This window comes from Stenotrophomonas sp. 278, assembly GCF_003935715.1.
In the GTDB taxonomy this organism is placed as follows: Bacteria; Pseudomonadota; Gammaproteobacteria; order Xanthomonadales; family Xanthomonadaceae; genus Stenotrophomonas; species Stenotrophomonas maltophilia_AH.
In genome coordinates this window covers 1-16,940 of the sequence record NZ_RHPP01000093.1, presented here as the reverse complement: position 1 = coordinate 16,940, position 16,940 = coordinate 1, and the positions used below count along the sequence as shown (strand labels likewise).

Here is a 16,940-nt window from a genome sequence, read left to right as displayed (position 1 = left end):
GGGCGGCGTCGACCTCGTCACCGGCGGCGGGCTCAGCGGGGGAACTGGCCTCTGCGCTTGCGGTGGCGGGGGCGGTGGCGTCACTGGACGTCTCGTCGGCGTGGCCGGGCTTGTCGGTGCTGCGCTTGCCGGTGGAATCTTTAGCAGCGGTGGTTTCGTCTTTGCTCTGGCTGCTGTCTGCATTCCTGGGCTTCGGCTTGGCGGAAGCTTCGGACGGGCGCGCGCTTTCCTTGCTGCCCTTCAGCATGGCGTCAAAGTCCTGGCGGCTGCCGGTGCCGCCGCTGGCGCTGCTGTTGTTTCCGGCGGCGGTGCTGCTGGTGCTGGTGCCGGTGGAGGGGGCGCTGCCGCCGAGCAGGGTGGGGGACATCACGGGGTACCTCCGGACTCGGCGTCCTGGTTCTGGGTCTGGCGGCTGCGGCGTGCGCCGATGTCATCCATTTCGCGCTGATCGCGACGGTCGGTGAGGACTTTCTCCTGCGCGCGGTAGCTGGCGGCAAGCTGCTCCAGCACCGCCTTGTCACGGCTGGCCAGGATCAGCCGGGCGCGTTCGGCCTCGACCTTTTCGCGGTTGGTGTCGACGGTCTGGCGCTGCTGGGCGACGGCGCTGTCGAGACGGTCGAGGAACGCGCGGCGGTTCAGCAGCTGGGCCGGGCTGGTGGCCGCCATCTGGGCGTTGGCGTACTCCTCGGCATAGCGGCGCAGTTCCTCCAGCCGGGCCAGGTGGGTGTCAAGCACGCGTTGGCGTTCGGCCAGGTCGCGGGCGACGGCGTCTTCATGGTCCTGGGCCCGCTTGAGCAGGGGGTCAATGCGCTTGGACTGGATCATGGCTTAGTTCTCTCTTTCCACCAATTGCTTCAATGCGGCCTGGCTGTGCGGAAGATCGGCGGCCTTGCCGACGTCCTGGCCCAGGAACTCAACAATCTCCGACCAGCGCTCAAGCGCTTCGTCGGTGGCCGGGTCATTGCCGCGCTGGTATGCGCCAATGGCGATCAGGTCGCGGTTGGCCGAATACGCCGAGACCAGCCGCTTCAGCTTGCGAATGCGCAGGCGCCAGGGTTCGTCGGCGATTTCCGTGACCACGCGGCTGACCGACGATTCGACGTCGATGGCGGGGTACAGGCCGCTGTCGGCGACCCGCCGCGAGAGCAGGATGTGGCCGTCCAGAATGGCGCGAGCCGCATCGGCGATCGGGTCCTGCGGGTCGTCACCTTCGGTCAGTACCGTATAGAAGGCGGTGATCGAGCCGCGGCCCTTGGCACCGTTGCCGGCGCGCTCGACCAGCGCGGGCAGCTTGGCGAACACCGACGGCGGATAGCCACGGGTGGTCGGCGGCTCACCCACGGAGAGGCCGATTTCGCGCTGGGCCTGGGCAAAGCGGGTCAGCGAGTCCATCAGCAACAGGACGTTCAGTCCTTGGTCGCGGAACCATTCGGCGATGGCGGTGGCGCGGTAGGCACCGTGCAGGCGTGCCAGCGGTGGCCGGTCGGCCGGGCTGGCAACCACGACGGCGCGGCGCAGGCCTTCTTCGCCGAGGGTGCTTTCGACGAAATCACGGACTTCGCGGCCACGTTCGCCGATCAGCCCGACCACGATCACGTCGGCCGAGGTGTAACGGGTCATCATGCCAAGGAGGGTGGATTTACCCACGCCGGAGCCGGCGAACAGGCCGACGCGCTGGCCGCGTCCGATCGGCAGCAGCGCGTTGATCGCGCGGACGCCTACGTCCAAGGGTTGGGTGATCGGTTCGCGCGCGAGCGGGTTGATCGCCACGCCGGCCATGCCGACGGTGCCTTCGGCCCGGATCGGCCCCTTGCCGTCCAGCGGTACGCCGTCGCTGTCAATGACGCGGCCGAGCAGGCCTTCACCGACTTCAACGCCGCCACGGCCGAGCACGGGCACCACGCGCGCATTGGGCAGCAGGCCGTGCAGTTCGGCACTGGGCATCAGGTAGGTGCGCTCACCGGCGAAACCGACCACTTCGGCATCGACCCATGCGCCGCCGGTGACTTCGACCTTGCAGCTGGCTCCCATCGGGGATTCGCAGCCGACGGCTTCCAGGGTGAGTCCGACCGCACGACGCAGCACACCTTCGCGGATCAGGCCGCGGCCATGCGTGGCGTCCGGGCGGATGCCATCCAGTCGCGCCGCCAGCCGCAGGTTGCGGGCGGCGGCCCAGTCGGCCGGCGGTGGTGTCATCGGTTCGGGATTCATGCGCCGGCTCCGGTGGTGCGCAGCACGGCGTCCAGCGCGCCGCGCAGGCGCGCTTCCAGGGTGCCGTCCACACGCACGGCCTCGGCGTGCACGCGCAGGTCGCCGCGGCTCAGGCTGAGATCGGGCACCAGGCGCTGCTGCGGGGAAAGCTGCAGCAGCGGTGCAAGCGCGGCAATGTCGTCCGGGTGCAGGCGCACTTCGACCTCGCGGCTGGCTCCGCCGACCGCGTCCACCGCTTCATGCACCAGCTGGCCGAGCAGGGCCGGGTCGGCCTCGTAGGCGCGGCCGACCAGGGTGCCGGCGATGCGCACGGCGAGCTCGCCCAGTGCGGCGACCACTTCGTTTTCCAGCCGCACCAGCGGCCGGCTGAAGTTGTCGAGGATGCCTTCGATCTGCGCGACCAGGCGGCGCACTTCGGCCTGGCCCTGGGCATGGCCATCGGCATGGCCGCGCTCGAAGCCTTCCTTTTCGGCCGCGTCCTGGATCTGCTGGATTTCTTCCAGCGTGGGCGGCTGCAGAACCGGTTCCGGTTCGAGTTCGGGTTCGAGCCCGGTGAGCTCGAAGTCTTCGTCCTGCGGCAGCGCGGGCGCAGCCAGCAGGTCGGGGGCCATCCAGCGTACGGCGTTGTTCACAGCATGGCCTCCGCGCTGCCACCCAGGGTGACGGTACCTTCATCGGCCATGCGCTTGACGATGGCCAGGATTTCGCGCTGCGCGGCTTCGACGTCGGACAGACGCACCGGGCCACGCGCTTCCATGTCTTCCAGCAGGATTTCGGCGGCGCGCTGGGACATGTTGCGGGTGATCTTGTCGCGCACCTTGATGTCGGCACCGCGCAGGGCCAGGCCCAGGCGTTCGCCACTGACTTCGCGCAGTACCAGCTGCATTTCGCGGTCTTCCAGGTCGATCAGGTCGTCGAACACGAACATCTTTTCCTGGATGCGCGCACTGAGCGGGGCGTCGATGCGCGAGATCTCGCCCAGGATCGCCTGGTCCTGGCCGCTGTCCATGAAGTTCAGGATGTTGGCCGCGCACTGCACGCCGCCGATGTTGGACGACTTCAGGTTCTGGTTGCCGGCGAACTGGCGCTCCATGATCTCGTTGAGCTCATTCAGCGCGTTCGGCGGAATGCCGTCCAGGGTGGCAATGCGCAGCAGCACGTCGACGCGGGTGCGCTCGGGCAGCAGCTTCAGCGCATCGGCGGCCTGGTCGGTTTCCAGGTGGGCCATGACGATGGCGATGATCTGCGGGTGCTCGTTGCGGACCAGATCGGCCACCGCGCGCGGATCCATCCACTTCAGCGCATCCAGGCCGGTGGTGTTGCGGCCGAGCAGGATGCGGTCGATCAGGTTGCCGGCCTTCTCGCTGCCCAGCGCCTGCACCAGCATGTTGCGGATGTAGTCATCCGAGCCCACGCCCAGCGAGGTCTTGGAATGCAGTTCGGTATTGAACTGGTCCATCACCCGCTCGACCTGCTCGCGGGTGATGTCGCTCATGGTCGCCATGGCGATGCCGATCTTCTGCACTTCCTTGGGTTCCATATGGCGCAGCACTTCAGCCGCCTCCAGTTCACCCAGGGACAGCAGCAGGACCGCGGCGCGCTGTACGCCGCTCAGCGATGCGGTGTTCTCAATCATTGGCCACCCAACCCTTGACCACCTGGGCCACGCGCTTGGAGTCGGTCTTTACAGCTTCACGCGCCATGCGCAGTCGTTCCTCGTAGGAGTCCACCGGCAGCGCCAGCGGCTCGTTGCCGGTCAGGTTGACGCGGTCACTGGCGAGCAGCGGCAGACCTTCGCCGTCGTCAACCAGCTGCACGTCCGCGCTGTGCGGTTCCTGCGCCAGTTCCTTGACCGGCTTGGCTGGCCCGGTGATCGAGCGCAGCGCCGGGCGCAGCACCCCGAACAGCAGTGCGAGGACCACGATGGCACCGAGCAGCAGACGCAGGCCGTCCTGCACCTGCGGCATTTCCCACCACTTGGGCGCCTCCACCGGCGTGGCTTCACGCACGAAGGGAGCGTTCATCACGCTGACCGTGTCGCCGCGCTCGGCGTTGAAGCCGACCGCCTGCTTGACCAGTGCTTCCACGCGGGTCAGTTCGGCCGCCGACAGCGGCTGTTCCACGGTCTTGCCGTTGGCACCGGCGCGCGGCACGTTGTCCAGCAGCACCGCCACCGAGACGCGCTTGATGCGGCCGGCCGGCTGGCGGGTGTGCTGCAGGGTCCGGTCCAGCTCGTAGTTGCGGGTCGCGTTGCGCGAGGTTTCCGTCGGGGTCTGCGCGGTCGGCGGTGCAGCAGCGGCTCCCGGCGGGGTGTTGCTGGCGGCACCTGGTACGCCCTGCGGGCCGGCTTCGGTGCTGGTGTTTTCGCTGGTCTGCTCGCTGCGCAGCTTCTGCGGTTCGCCGTTGTAGAGCTCGCGGGCTTCTTCGGTCACCGAGAAGTCCATGTCCACGCTGACTTCCGGGTTGACCCGGCCAGGGCCGGTCATGGGCTCCAGCAGCTCGCGGATGCGCTGGTTGAACGAGGTTTCCTGGCGACGCACCTGCTCGAACTGTGCGGCATTCACTGCCGCTTCGCTGTTCGGGTCGGACACGCTGAGCATGCGGCCGCTCTGGTCGACCACGGTGACGCGCTCGGCGGCGAGATCGGGAATGCTGGCGGCGACCATGTGCACGATGGCGTCGATCTGGCCGCGTTCCAGCTGCTGGCCCCCGCGCAGTTCCAGCACCACCGAGGCGCTGGCCACGTCACGCTGGCGGGTAAAGGCGCTGGGCTTGGGAATGGCCAGGTGCACGCGTGAATCGCGCACCGGACGCAGGGTATTGATGGTGCGCGACAGCTCGGTTTCCAGCGAGTGCTGGTAGCGGGCATTCTCCATGAACTGGCTGACGCCGAAACCGGGGTCACGCTCCATCAGTTCAAACCCCAGGCGTCCGCTGTCGGTGAGACCGGAACCGGCCAGCTTCAGTCGTGCGTCGTGCAGGTTCTTTTCCGGCACGGTGATGCCGCCGGTGGCCGGGTCGAGCTCGAACGGAATCTGCGCGGCGCGCAGCAGATCGGTGGCTTCTGCCGTAGCCTTCTGGTCCAGCCCGGTGTAGAGCGGGACCATGCCTGGCTTCTGCGACCAGAAGAACACGAACAGGCCTGCCGCCACGGCCACGGCGATCATCGCCATCAGGCCGAGCCGACGGGTGATCTGCAGGCTTTGCAGCCGGTCAAACCACTGGCCCGCCTTTTCGGCGTTCAGGGATTCCTTGGTGAGCGACAGGGCCATGCGGGTCTATCCTTACAGCGGCATGTTCATCACGTCCTGGTAAGCCTGGACGAGACGGTTGCGGACTTCCACGGTGGCGCGGAAGGCGATCTGGGACTGCTGCGAGGCGACCATGACCTTGGCCAGGTCGGCGCTGGGATCGCCCAGTTCAAAGGCGCGCGCGAGCGCGCCGGATTTCTGCTGGGCCTCGTTGACACCGGCCAGCGCACCCTTGAGGGTGTCGGTGAAGCTGGGGGCCTGTACGTCCCGGGTGCCGGCCAGTCCCTGCAGCGCATTGGTCTGCGGCGACTCGGCCAGCGGATTGACCGCCGTGGTACCCATCTGGGTCTGATAAGTGCGGATCTGGGACAGGATCGAAGTGACGGAATGTGACATCTGAAGCGTTCCGAAAACAGGGATGGGAGTACACCCGGACACCTTGCAAGCCCTGTGCCGAAATCGCTGAGTGGTTCAGAATTGTGGTGATGTGAAGAACTGAGAGGGGTCCGCGCCCGAACCACGTCACCGAACTGGCGCTCGAAATGTGACGTAGTTCCGCTCAGGTAGGTGACGCGGCCATGCGTGACAGAACCCCGGCGTCGGAAAACCGGCGGACCAGAACGCAGACACCCGGAACAGGCCCGGGTGTCTGCGTTCCCCGGAAGGCGTACTACCAGATGAAGCCGAGGCCGGCACCATAGGAGCGCTCGTTACCCGCACTGGACACGCCGAGCGACCCGGCGACCCGCTCCGAGAAGCGGTGACGGAAACCGACCGCAATGGCCTGCTCGCCATCCGTCGCGCCCACGCCCAGGCCGAGCCAGCTGTCCTTGACGTCCGGCATGCCCAGACTGTGCACCTGTGCCGTGGCCATCGCACCCTGCCGGCTGATGCGGCGATCGACCTTGCGCAGCTGTTCGTCCATGGCGTCCAGCCGCGCGTCGATGCCAGCAAAACGATCATCGACACCGGCAAAACGGTCATTCATTTCGGCGCGCAGCTGGTCCAGGTCGGCCGGGGCAACGCCGCCGCCAATGCCGTCTCCAAGCAGTGCGATCTGCTGGTCGGTGTAGCTGTTTGCCTGCTGGATCGCATCGTCGGTGTACGTGTTGGCCTGCTGGAGCGTGGTTGCGGCGGTGTCGTTGAGCTGACTGACGTTGACCCCGTCGGTGTCGGCGGTGCCTGCGGCGACGTTGGTGATCCGGCGTTCCGCCCCGACGGCCCCGATGGACACGGTGTTGGCCTGGTCGGCAATCGAGTTGGCCCCCAGTGCCACCGAATTGGCGGCGGTGGCGCTGCCGAGGTTGCCGATCACGACGCTGTTTTCTCCCGCCGCCGAAGCGGTGCGACCTATGGCGACCGCGCCCACGCCTTCGCTGCTGCTGTCGGCACCGAGGGCAATGGAGTCATCACCGATGGAGCGCGCATTGAAGCCGATCGCTTCGGATGCATAGCCGCTGGCCTGCGCGCTTCGCCCGATGGCGGTCGTGTACTCGTTGGTGGCTGCGGCGAGCACCCCGACGCCGACGGAATTGTTGCCGCTGACGGTGGTGGTGGTGCCGATGCCGACGGATGCGCCTCCATCAACCACGACGCCATCACCACAGGAGAACGATGAACCGCCGGTGGTCGTGGGTGGGGTGCCGCCTACCGTGGTGCAGACGACCTGCGCGAGCGCGGCCGAAGTGCTGCACAAGGCCAGGCCCAGGGCGAAGGCAATACGCAGGGAAAACGCGGTGACACTGACGCCGGCGGCGCGGCCGCCAGGGAGGTTCATCGTGGAGCGTGCCATGATCGAGGTCTCCGTCAGCAGCACGCGCCGGCTCGCCGAAGGGCGACCGTGTGGCTGCAAGAATCCCCCGATTCCCCGCAGGCCGGACAGCAGCAGGAACGTCGCTGCCGGCATGCAGCTGTGGGCGACCCTAGTCGCCCTCGCGTCATGATGCTGTGAAATCAGTAATTTTATATTGTGCGGAAGTTCGCAGTTATCGATATTTCATGCGCCGCATGGGCCGGCCAACGGCCGGCGCTACCGGTCATTCCGCCGTGTCGGGAATCAACCCGCCAGTTCGGTCTGGTCGCGTTCGATGCCGTACTTGCGGAGTTTTTCCACCAGCGTCGTACGGCGCAGGCCCAGCAGCTGTGCGGCATGCGCCACCACGCCCTGGGTGCGCTCCAGTGCTTCGTTGATCAGGGTCAACTCGATGTTGGCCATGTGGTTGCGCAGGTCCAGGCCGTCGTCAGGCAGAGCAGGCGCGCGCGTTCCGGCCGACTCCTGCGCGCCAGCCGCCGGACCGGTGCCGGGAGCATGGAAGGAGAAGCTGCGCAGGTCCGGACGCTCGTCGCTGGTCGGCGGTGCTGCTGGCGTTGCGGTCGCCAGTGCCGCGGTGAAATCGCCACGGTAACGCGCCGGAAGGTCCTGCACGCGGACGGAAGCGCCAGGGTGCAGCACGGCCAGGCGTTCAACCAGGTTGGTCAGTTCGCGCACGTTACCCGGCCACTCGTAGGCGGCCAGTGCCTGCAGCGCTTCGGGGCTGAAGCGGACTTCGCCACGGCCGGTCCTTGCCAGCTGGGCGGCAATCGTGCTGACCAGCGCCGGCAGGTCTTCGGTGCGATCACGCAGTGAGGGAACCTCGATCGGAAACACATTGAGCCGGTAGAACAGATCCTCCCGGAACTTGCCCTCGGCGATGCGCGACTCCAGGTCGCGATGGGTCGCTGCAATCACCCGCACATTGCAGCGGATGGTCTGGTTGCCGCCGACGCGCTCGAAACTGCGCTCCTGCAATACACGCAGCAGCTTCACCTGCATCGGCAGGCTCATGTCGCCGATTTCATCGAGCAGCAGGGTGCCGCCCTCGGCCATCTCGAAACGGCCTTTGCGGGCGCTGAGCGCGCCCGTGAAGGCACCCTTTTCGTGACCGAACAACTCGCTTTCCAGCAGGTCGGCGGGAATCGCGCCGCAGTTGATCGCGACGAACGGGCCGTCGCGCCGCGGCGAGCGCTGATGGATCGAGCGCGACACCACTTCCTTGCCGGTGCCGGATTCACCGAGCACCAGTACGGTGGTATCAAAGGCGGCGACCTGCTCGATCATCTGGCGCAGCTCAGTCACGGCTGCGCCTTCACCGGTCGGCCCGTGGTCCTGCGCGGCACCGGCCTGGTGCTCGGCATCAAGCCGCTTCAGGCTGGCGCGGCGGAGCAGCGCTTCCATCTGCGCGTGACGCAGCGGGGCCTCCAGCGGCCAGACGTTGGCTTCGTGCAGCCCGTGGCGGCGCGCGAAAGCACTGGTGTCGCCGTCAATCAGCATCACCGGCGGCGGCAGCGCACCGTGCCCGGCCCAGGCGAACAGCGCGTCAGTGGCCGCGCTCTGCTCCAGGCTGCCGATGATCACCGCCATCCAGTCGTTGCTGCGCTGGCGGCTGGTGTCGAAATCGCCGGCGTCGACCACCCAGCGCGGGTTGAAGTCCATGAACTCCAGCAGGGCCACCGTGCGTTCGGCACGCACCGCGTCGTTGTCCAGGACCAGGATGCGCGACTCGCTCATGCCGTCACTCCTTTCAGACCCTCGAGGATGGGCATGACCTCCTGGATGTAGGACAGCTTGCTGACGAAGTTGTCGGCACCGGCGCGCAGCGCGTGCTCGCGATGCTCGGCGTCGTCGAAGTGACTGGCGATGACGATGTAGGGCGCGTCGTCCTGCGTCTTGATCAGGCGGGTGGCCTGCAGCCCGCCCATTTCGGGCATGGCCAGGTCCATCAGCACCACCTGCGGGCGCAGCGACTCGGAGCGCTCGATGGCTTCCAGGCCGTTGCCTGCGCTGCCAATGACATCCAGCCAGTCGACCTTGCGGAAGTGGCGCATGGCGGCGTTGATGAAGCCTTCGTGGTCATCGACCAGCAGGACGGTGAGCTTGTTCATGACGTGTGCTTCCTTCAGCCCACCCGGGCCAGTAGCGGGGACCGGGCGCTGGCCCGACGGCGTTCACGTGCCGGGGCAATGTCCAGTTGTTCGCGGTATTTTGCAACGGTACGGCGTGCGATGTTCACCCCCTGGCGTGACAGAAGTCCCGCAATCGCCTCGTCAGCCAGCGGGCGGCCGGCCGGTTCAGCATCGATCAGGCGGCGCACCATGGCCTTGACGGCCTGTCCGGAGACGCTGGCACCTTCCAGTCGCACCGCGAAGAAGTGCTTCAGCTCCAGGGTGCCGCGCGGGGTCTGCAGGTACTTCCCGGTGGTGATGCGCGAGACGGTGGACTCGTGCATGCCGATGGCATCGGCCACTTCCTTCAGGGTCAGCGGGGCCATGGCCTCTTCACCGCGGGTGAGGAAGCCGGCCTGGCGTTCAATGATCACAGCGGTGGTGCGCAGCAGGGTGTCGTAGCGCATCGACAGCCCGCGGGTCAGCCAGCGGGCCTCCTGCAGCATGTCCCGCAGCGGCTGGGCAGCATCGCCGGCGTCGGTCAGTGCCTGCTCGTAGCTGGCATTGATGCTGAGTCGACGGCTGGTGGCCGGGTTCAGGGCCACGCGCCACTGTCCGTCGGCGTGCCAAGCCATTACATCGGGGATGACCGCGCCGTTGCTGTCTGGAATCAGGCTTTCACCGGGACGCGGCTGCAGCGAGAGAATCAGACGCACCGCTTCGTGGATGTCGGCCTCTTCGGCGTCGAGCTGACGGGCCAGCGCCGCATAGTCGTGAGCCGCCAGCAGGGCCAGGCCCTGGTCCAGCACGCGCTGGGCGAGGTGGCGGGCCGGCACGCGACCGTGAAGGGCACGCAGCTGGGCCGAAAGGCATTCATGCAGATCACAGGCGGCCAGGCCAGCCGGGTCACCGTGCAGGATCTGCTGGCGCACCGCCTCGACCCCGGCCGCGTCCATGTCGTTGCGGGCGCTGGCCAGCAGCTGCAGCTGTTCCAGCGGGGCGGTGAGGTAGCCGGCGTCGTCGCAGTGTTCCAGCCAGAAGCCGGCGACCTCGAGCTGGCGGGCGTCCAGCTCCAGCGACAGGCGCTGCAGGGCGCGCAGCTGCGGATCACTGGACTCGTCAGCGGCAATGCGCTGCATGCGGTCATCGTCGCCGTCGTTCCAGCTTGCACCGGCGACGTCCCATACGTTGGTCTCAGGCAGCTCGTCAAAGGCGGCGACTTCGACCTGGGTGTTTTCAACGGTGGTCGGGGACGCTTCCTGCTCGGGGGCCTCTTCCAGCTCCAGCAGCGGATTGGTCTCCAGCGCGCGGCGGATTTCCAGTTCCAGCTGCAGCCCATCGAGCTGCAGCAGGCGGATCGACTGCAGCAGCTGCGGCGTGAGGTGAAGTTGCTGACCCAGCTGGGTCGAGAGTGTCGGCTTCATGCGTGTTCCCCGTCGCACCGCGTCCCCGGTGCGTTCTGGAACACATCTTGCTTGTCTGCCGTCAGGGGCGGAATCAGGGGGTTCCTGAGTGCGGTCGTTCAATCCCTGACGGGGTGTAGGGGCCTTCCCTACATGAGCGCGGCAATTTGACGCTGCTTGCGTCCAAGTGATTGATTCTGCGTGCGCGCGATGATTGTGAATCGTTCGGGATTCCGACGGTGGCCGGTCGTGGCGGGTGCCTGCGTCGGGGAATTGTCGCGAAGCGGCGGGGCAAGCCCCGCTCTACAGTTCGTGCTGGTGGCGGGCGGCCAGCAGCAGCAGATCGTTGGCGCGGCGGCAGCCCAGCGATTCCATCATGCGCGCGCGGTGGGTCTCCACCGTCTTCACGCTGATGCCCAGGTCGGCCGCGATTTCCTTGTTGCTTTCGCCTTTGCCGATCTGGCGAAGGATTTCGCGCTGGCGCGGCGAAAGGGCGGCGATGCCGACCGGTTTTTCACGGCCCAGCATCGGGGCCAGCATCTTGGCCGAGATCTGCGGGCTCAGGAACACCTGGCCGGCGTGCGCGGCGCGCAGCGCCAGCTCCAGCTCCTGCGGGGCCGCGTCCTTGACCACGAAACCGACCGCGCCGCGGTCGAGCGCGTCGCGCACGTGCACGGCATCGTCGTGCATGGTCATCATCACCACGCGGGTGCCGGGCGCGCGCATCAGGATGTCGCTCAGCGCCTCCAGCCCGGTCCGGCCGGGCAGGGAGAGATCCATCAGGATCACGTCCGGCGAGTGCTGCAGCGCAAGCTGCAATGCCTGCTCGGCGTTGCTGGCCTCGGCCACCACGGCCACGTCGGCGAAGGTCTGCAGCAGACGGCCAAGACCTGCCCGGACCAGAGTGTGATCGTCGACGATGAGAACGCGCACAGGTGTGAGAAAAAGTGAGAACGAGTCATTCACATTAACCCGTCGGGCGCGTGGAGCCAAGCGTATGGAACTGCAGGAAATCCGAGCGGGTCAGGAATCGCGGCCGCGGCGGCTTTCGGCGACCTGCCGGCGGTGCAGCCGGAACAGGTGACGCTCCAGGGCCATCTCAAGGCCGTCGCTGACAGGTTCAAAGCGCAGCCACAGGTAGAAGGCACCGCTGCCGGTGGCAGCTTCTGCCAACACCGACACGGGCAGGTCGATATGGTCCGGCAGCCAGTCGCAGGGCTGCAGCCGGATGATGCCCAGACTGCCCGGGTTGGCCGCGCTGCGGCTGCCCAGTTCCAGCCGGATGCCCCGGCGCGACCAGCGCAACGGGCGCAAAGGCAGATCCTGTGCGCTCTGTCGGACCAGCCGGCCGAGCAGGACCATGACCAGGTCCAGCTTCGCCTCCAGCCGCAGCAGGTGCTGGCTGGAATCGCCACGCTCGTCGTGACCGTCGTCGGTGCGGCTGTCCTCGACCAGGGCGACGCTGCGCAGCAGGGTCTCGGCGCTGCCGGGGCGGATCACCGCGGTTCCCAGGCGGAACTCGGCCGGCAGGGCGAGGTCGCAGCTCAGCGTTTCATCGAACAACGCGCTTTCGGCGGGGTGCAGGACTTCGCTGGCGCGGGGATCATTCATGCAAGTGATTCTGCGCGCAGGTATGCGAGGGAGGCGCGAACGGCACGTCGGTCGGCGGTGAGGTGTTCGCCGGCTTCGTCACGGCGAGCGGCCATGCGGATGCTCAGCTGCTGCTGTCGTGCGATCAGGCCATGCAGCGAACCGGCGTCGATCTGCCCCTGGTCGCCGTCCAGCCAGGCCCTGACCTGGCCGTCGTAGGTGTCCATCAGGCGCTGGGTGAGGTCGTGGTCTTCACCCTCGACCGCGGCCGACAGCTCGTCCAGCGCCGCATGCAGCAGCTGCACGTCATCGTGGGCGAGTGCGGCGTTCATCAGGCACCCACCGCAGCGGGCTGGCGCTGGTCGTGGGGAATGGCGTTCCAGGCCGCATCGATCTCGCTCAGCAGTTGCAGGGACTCCTGCAGGGCGGCGGGATCGTTGTGCAGGTTGGCGTCGGTCAGGCGCTGCATGACGTAGTCGTACAGGGCCGACAGGTTGCCGGCAATGTCACCACCGGCCTCGTGGTCGAGCGAGCCATTGAGGTGGCCGACGATGGCGCAGGCCTCGCCGATCGCCTTGCCCTTGCGGGCCTGGTCATTGCGCTCGAGGCAGGCCTCGGCCAGGCGGATGCGTTCGCAGGCACCGGCCAGCAGCAGGGCGACCAGCTTGTGCGGGTCGGCGTCGGTGACGGCGGTGGAGACGCCCACCTTGCGGTACTGCTCTGCGTACTGACGGCTGGAACCGTACATTCGAAACTTCTCCTCTCGTCCCGGTTCCGGCCCTGGGGCGCGGTTCCTGGTGGTGCCGGGCGCTGCCCGGTCAGCCCCACCGCGCGGCAATGGCGGTGGGTGTTGCCCTCAATATCGGCGCTGGTGCGCGCAAACTTGAGGCGTCGTGTGAGAAACGGTGATCAGCTGCTGGTCTTCTTGGCCAGCGCCTGGGTGAGGCTGTCGCTGGTGGTCTGCATCTGGGTGACCAGGGTTTCCATGGCGGTGAACTGCTTGGTGTAGCGGTCGGAGACCTTCTCCATGCGTGCGTCGAGCGCGTCCAGGCGGCTTTCCAGGTCCTTGATCTGCTTGTCCAGCGAGTTCTTGCGCTGGGTGAGGGTGCCGGTTTCCTTGTCCAGGTTGCTCTTGATCAGGCTGTCCATGGACTTGCCGATGGTGCCCTCTGTCCCGAACAGCTTGGAGACGGCCTCGGGATCCTTGCCGATGGCGGTTTCCATCTTGGCGCTGTCCAGCGTCAGGGTGCCGTCGGCGGCCAGGGTAATGCCCATGTCCTTGAGCGCATTGATGTTGGTGCTGAACTGGCTGCGCAGCTGCTGCTGCAGCCCGCGCACCATGGCGTCACCGGTGAGGGCGGAGGCGGTATTGGTGGCGGTGTTGTAGGCGCTGGATGACTTCAGCGCGCTGTTCATCGCGTTGTAGGCGGCGACGAAGGCGGCCATGTCGGTTTTCAGCGAGGTGTTGTCACGGGCGATGGTGAGGGTCTGGGTCTTGCCTGCCTCGGTACCGGCCTTGGTCAGGGTGAGGTTCACCCCGGGCACGATGTCGCTGATGGTGTTGGAGCTGGAGGTGCGGGTGAAGCCGTCGACGACGACCACGGCGTCCTTGGGCTCGACCGTCTGGGTCATGCCGGAGCCAGCGGTGCCGTCATAGGTGAGGTCGGCCAGCCCCCCATTGCCGCCACTGGTGCTGACGGTGATGGCACCGGCCAGGCCGGTGTCGGTGGCGCTGAGCACGAGGTGCTGGCCATCGTCGGCGGTGATGACGCTGGCGGTGACGCCCTTGCCGCCGGCGGCCTTGTTGATGGCGGCGGCGATGTCGGACAGCTTGCTGTCTTCCTTGATGGTGACATCAAGGGTGGTTTCGCCGTACTTGAGGGTCAGGGTGCCGTCGCCGACCACGGTGTCCTTCTCAAAGCCCTTGGAGCTGAGCTTCTGGCCCTGCGCCAGGGATTTGACTTCGACCTGGTGGGTGCCGGCGGCGGCGCTGGCGGCCCCGTCGGAGGTGTCGATGCTGGCGCTGAAGTTGGAATCGGTGACGGTGGTGGCCTTGAACGCCGGCTTGTCGGCATTCTTCATCAGGCTGGTCAGGGTGGTCTGCAGGTTGGTCATGCCACTGGTGAGGGTGGCGATCGCCGACAATTTGGCGCTGGCAGCGGTGCCGGCGGCATTGATCTGGTTTTCCTGCGGCTCGCGCTCCTTGGCGACCAGCTGGGCCACCAGGGTGGGGATATCGAGGCCGGTACCAATGGTTCCAATTGCCATGTCTGCAGTCCTGTATTCGTAGCGATGGGCACGCAACCGCCTGCTGTGCCTGCAGGGGGTATCGGCCCGAAACGGGAAGTCTTGAACCTGGCAGCGCTGGGCTTTCAGGTAATGCCGTACTTGATGCAAGCCTTGTGCCACCTGCTATCGGCATTCGAAGGTTTGCGTGTCGCCGGACTGTGCCTGCAACTGCACACGCTCCGTAGAGCCGGGCTCTGCCCGGCTGCTGTCGGATTCGGGCGAACAGCCGGTGTTCAATGGTTTCCGTGTTTGGGCGTCCCCGGGGTGGGTTTGCGGGGTCGTCGTAAACCCCTCCATGGGGGCTACGCGGACGCCATCCATGGCGCCGAGTCCCCCGCAAACCCACCCCGGGACGCCCCAGATGGAATGTCGGTGGCCACGGGCAACGCAGAATCAACGGCAACGGCGGTGTCGACCCGTGGTCATGCGTTACCGAATGTGGGGCATTTCACGGCCGTCGTCTGTCGACCGACGCTACCGGGGCTGCGAATGGTTTTTGATCTTCGATGGCCACCGGCGCACTGTCGTGGCGGTTCGGGTTGGGCTGGAGGGGGCACGAGCCGCATGGATGCGGCGATGAGCTTACATGGATGTATTCACAGCGTCCCCCGGAACGCCCATCCCGAGCCGCCAAACCAGAGATGCCGTGACCCGAGGGTTGTTCGCCCAGAACCAGCAGCAGCCGGGCAACGCCCGGCGGTACGTAGATTGTCGAATGCCGCAATCGGCAGAACCAACAAAAAACCCGGCCGGAGCCGGGTTTTTCGCGTTACACCTGGAACAGAGCTTCAGCCCTGCAGCAGGCTCATCACGCTGGACGGCGACTGATTGGCCTGGGCCAGCATCGCGGTACCGGCCTGCTGCAGGATCTGCGTGCGGGTCAGTTCAGCGGTTTCCTTGGCGTAGTCGGTGTCGCGGATACGGCTGCGCGAGGCCGACAGGTTTTCCGAGGTGGTGTTGAGGTTGGCGATGGTCGAGGTGAAGCGGTTCTGGATCGCACCCATGTCGGCGCGCGAGCTGTTCACTGCGGTCAGCGCCTTGTCCACGATCGACAGCGCCTGCTGCGCGCCGGACACCGAGGAGATGTCGAGGTCGCTGGCGAAGTTGCTGGCCAGCGCGGCACCCTGGGCAGCGGTGGTGGCGGTGTAGGCACCGGGGGCGGTGACGCCGCCGGTGTACGTGCCGGCGGTCAGGCCGATGGCATTGAAGGTGCCCTCCGCATCCACGCTGTTCTGCACCGAGGTCAGGTTGATCTTGCCTGCAGTGGTGCCGTCGACCGAAGCGTACACGCCGGTCTGGTCCATTTTCTCGTTGATCGCAGCGGTAACGGCAGCGGCGGTGGCCTTCTGCGTGGCGGCCGCATCGACGCCGGCCTTCACGTTGATGTCGCCCAGCGTGTAGGACTTGCCGTCGGCACCGGTGATCGCCATGCCGGTGATCTTGACGTCGGCATTGTTGGCGTCGGTCTCGGCACCGATGGTGAAGCTGTTGCTGTCGAACTTGGCACCACCCAGGGCATTGGCGCTGGCGTTGACAATGCTGTTGATGCCGATGGTCTGGCCCGAATCGGCACCCACCTGGAACAGCGCGCCAGAGAACGAACCGTCCAGCAGCTTGGTGCCGTTGAAGTTGGTCTGGCGGCTGACACGGTCGATTTCCGAGACCAGCTGCTTCACTTCGGCATTCAGCGCGTCGCGGTCACTGTCGGAATTTGTGGCGTTGGCCGACTGCACCGACAGCTCACGGATACGCTGCAGGTTGTTGCCGATTTCGACCATCGCGCCTTCGGCGGTCTGGGCCAGCGAGATGCCGTCGTTGGCGTTGCGCACGGCAACGTCCAGGCCACGGATCTGGGTGCTGAAACGCTCGGAGATCGCCAGGCCGGCGGCGTCGTCCTTGGCGCTGTTGATGCGCAGACCCGACGACAGGCGCTGGATCGTCGTGGCCAGGCTCGAGCCGCTGGTCGACAGATTGCGCTGCGCGTTGAGCGACATCACGTTGGTGTTGATGACTTGTGCCATTTTCATGCTCCTGGTGGCGAGGATGTTGTCGCCGGGGGATGGAGGTGATTCCTCTTGCGGAGGTGCCACGCAGGATGTTCATGTCGTGGCTGATATAGATAACGACGGCGTGTCAACAACCTTTAACCTGTTGCATCAGGAACTGCTGCCTCGATCACGGTTTTGCGTGCGCGAAAGAAAAACCCGGCCGGGGCCGGGTTTTCTGCTTTATACCTGAGGCAAGGGATCAGCCCTGCAGCAGGCTCATCACGCTG

The 16,940-nt window shown here is 66.6% G+C and carries 17 protein-coding genes; all 17 read right to left on the bottom strand.

Annotated features, from left to right (window positions below):
- Positions 1 to 370 (bottom strand): hypothetical protein (locus tag EGJ34_RS14860; RefSeq protein ID WP_148100506.1); only part of this gene is annotated, 370 nt, incomplete at its 3' end.
- Positions 367 to 825 (bottom strand): flagellar export protein FliJ, encoded by a 459-nt coding sequence (fliJ, locus tag EGJ34_RS14855; RefSeq protein ID WP_125361236.1) that lies wholly within the window; start codon positions 823 to 825, stop codon positions 367 to 369. The genes fliJ and EGJ34_RS14860, both read right to left, overlap by 4 nt.
- Before the next feature lie 3 nt (positions 826 to 828).
- On the bottom strand, positions 829 to 2,211 hold the full coding sequence (locus EGJ34_RS14850; protein ID WP_125361235.1) for a FliI/YscN family ATPase: 1,383 nt from the start codon (positions 2,209 to 2,211) through the stop codon (positions 829 to 831).
- The gene (locus EGJ34_RS14845) at positions 2,208 to 2,843 is read right to left on the bottom strand and encodes a FliH/SctL family protein (RefSeq protein WP_185750190.1); all 636 of its coding nucleotides are present in this window, start codon (positions 2,841 to 2,843) and stop codon (positions 2,208 to 2,210) included. Before EGJ34_RS14845 ends, EGJ34_RS14850 begins: the two co-directional genes overlap by 4 nt.
- Positions 2,840 to 3,826, bottom strand: a complete 987-nt coding sequence (gene fliG, locus EGJ34_RS14840; protein WP_125361238.1) for a flagellar motor switch protein FliG — start codon at positions 3,824 to 3,826, stop codon at positions 2,840 to 2,842. The genes EGJ34_RS14845 and fliG overlap by 4 nt, the downstream gene beginning before the upstream one ends.
- 13 nt (positions 3,827 to 3,839) lie before the next feature.
- Positions 3,840 to 5,483, bottom strand: coding sequence for a flagellar basal-body MS-ring/collar protein FliF (fliF, locus tag EGJ34_RS14835; protein ID WP_125361234.1), 1,644 nt, complete (start codon positions 5,481 to 5,483; stop codon positions 3,840 to 3,842).
- 12 nt (positions 5,484 to 5,495) lie between these two features.
- A complete protein-coding gene (gene fliE / locus EGJ34_RS14830) occupies positions 5,496 to 5,858 on the bottom strand; it encodes a flagellar hook-basal body complex protein FliE (protein ID WP_125361233.1) in 363 nt (120 codons plus the stop codon).
- Between the two features lie 274 nt (positions 5,859 to 6,132).
- Positions 6,133 to 7,254 carry a YadA-like family protein gene (locus EGJ34_RS14825; protein ID WP_185750189.1) on the bottom strand — a complete coding sequence of 374 codons (1,122 nt, stop codon included), beginning with the start codon at positions 7,252 to 7,254 and terminating at the stop codon, positions 6,133 to 6,135.
- Between the two features lie 264 nt (positions 7,255 to 7,518).
- Positions 7,519 to 9,009, bottom strand: coding sequence for a sigma-54 dependent transcriptional regulator (locus EGJ34_RS14820; RefSeq protein WP_125361231.1), 1,491 nt, complete (start codon positions 9,007 to 9,009; stop codon positions 7,519 to 7,521).
- The gene (locus EGJ34_RS14815) at positions 9,006 to 9,383 is read right to left on the bottom strand and encodes a response regulator transcription factor (protein ID WP_125361230.1); all 378 of its coding nucleotides are present in this window, start codon (positions 9,381 to 9,383) and stop codon (positions 9,006 to 9,008) included. The genes EGJ34_RS14820 and EGJ34_RS14815 overlap by 4 nt, the downstream gene beginning before the upstream one ends.
- Positions 9,384 to 9,397: 14 nt before the next feature.
- Positions 9,398 to 10,807 (bottom strand): RNA polymerase factor sigma-54, encoded by a 1,410-nt coding sequence (rpoN, locus tag EGJ34_RS14810; protein ID WP_125361229.1) that lies wholly within the window; start codon positions 10,805 to 10,807, stop codon positions 9,398 to 9,400.
- Positions 10,808 to 11,089: 282 nt separating this feature from the next.
- Positions 11,090 to 11,719, bottom strand: coding sequence for a response regulator transcription factor (locus EGJ34_RS14805; RefSeq protein ID WP_125361237.1), 630 nt, complete (start codon positions 11,717 to 11,719; stop codon positions 11,090 to 11,092).
- Between the two features lie 90 nt (positions 11,720 to 11,809).
- Positions 11,810 to 12,397 carry a PilZ domain-containing protein gene (locus EGJ34_RS14800; RefSeq protein WP_125361228.1) on the bottom strand — a complete coding sequence of 196 codons (588 nt, stop codon included), beginning with the start codon at positions 12,395 to 12,397 and terminating at the stop codon, positions 11,810 to 11,812.
- A complete protein-coding gene (locus tag EGJ34_RS14795; RefSeq protein WP_125361227.1) occupies positions 12,394 to 12,708 on the bottom strand; it encodes a hypothetical protein in 315 nt (104 codons plus the stop codon). Before EGJ34_RS14795 ends, EGJ34_RS14800 begins: the two co-directional genes overlap by 4 nt.
- Complete coding sequence (gene fliS / locus EGJ34_RS14790) at positions 12,708 to 13,124, bottom strand: flagellar export chaperone FliS (protein WP_125361226.1); 417 nt, start codon at positions 13,122 to 13,124, stop codon at positions 12,708 to 12,710. The genes EGJ34_RS14795 and fliS overlap by 1 nt, the downstream gene beginning before the upstream one ends.
- Positions 13,125 to 13,285: 161 nt before the next feature.
- Entirely contained in the window at positions 13,286 to 14,644 is a 1,359-nt protein-coding gene (gene fliD / locus EGJ34_RS14785; protein ID WP_125361225.1) for a flagellar filament capping protein FliD, read from the bottom strand.
- Positions 14,645 to 15,453: 809 nt separating this feature from the next.
- Positions 15,454 to 16,686: a flagellin gene (locus EGJ34_RS14780; protein ID WP_125361224.1), complete on the bottom strand. Its 1,233-nt coding sequence runs from the start codon at positions 16,684 to 16,686 to the stop codon at positions 15,454 to 15,456.
- Positions 16,687 to 16,940: the final 254 nt, after the last annotated feature.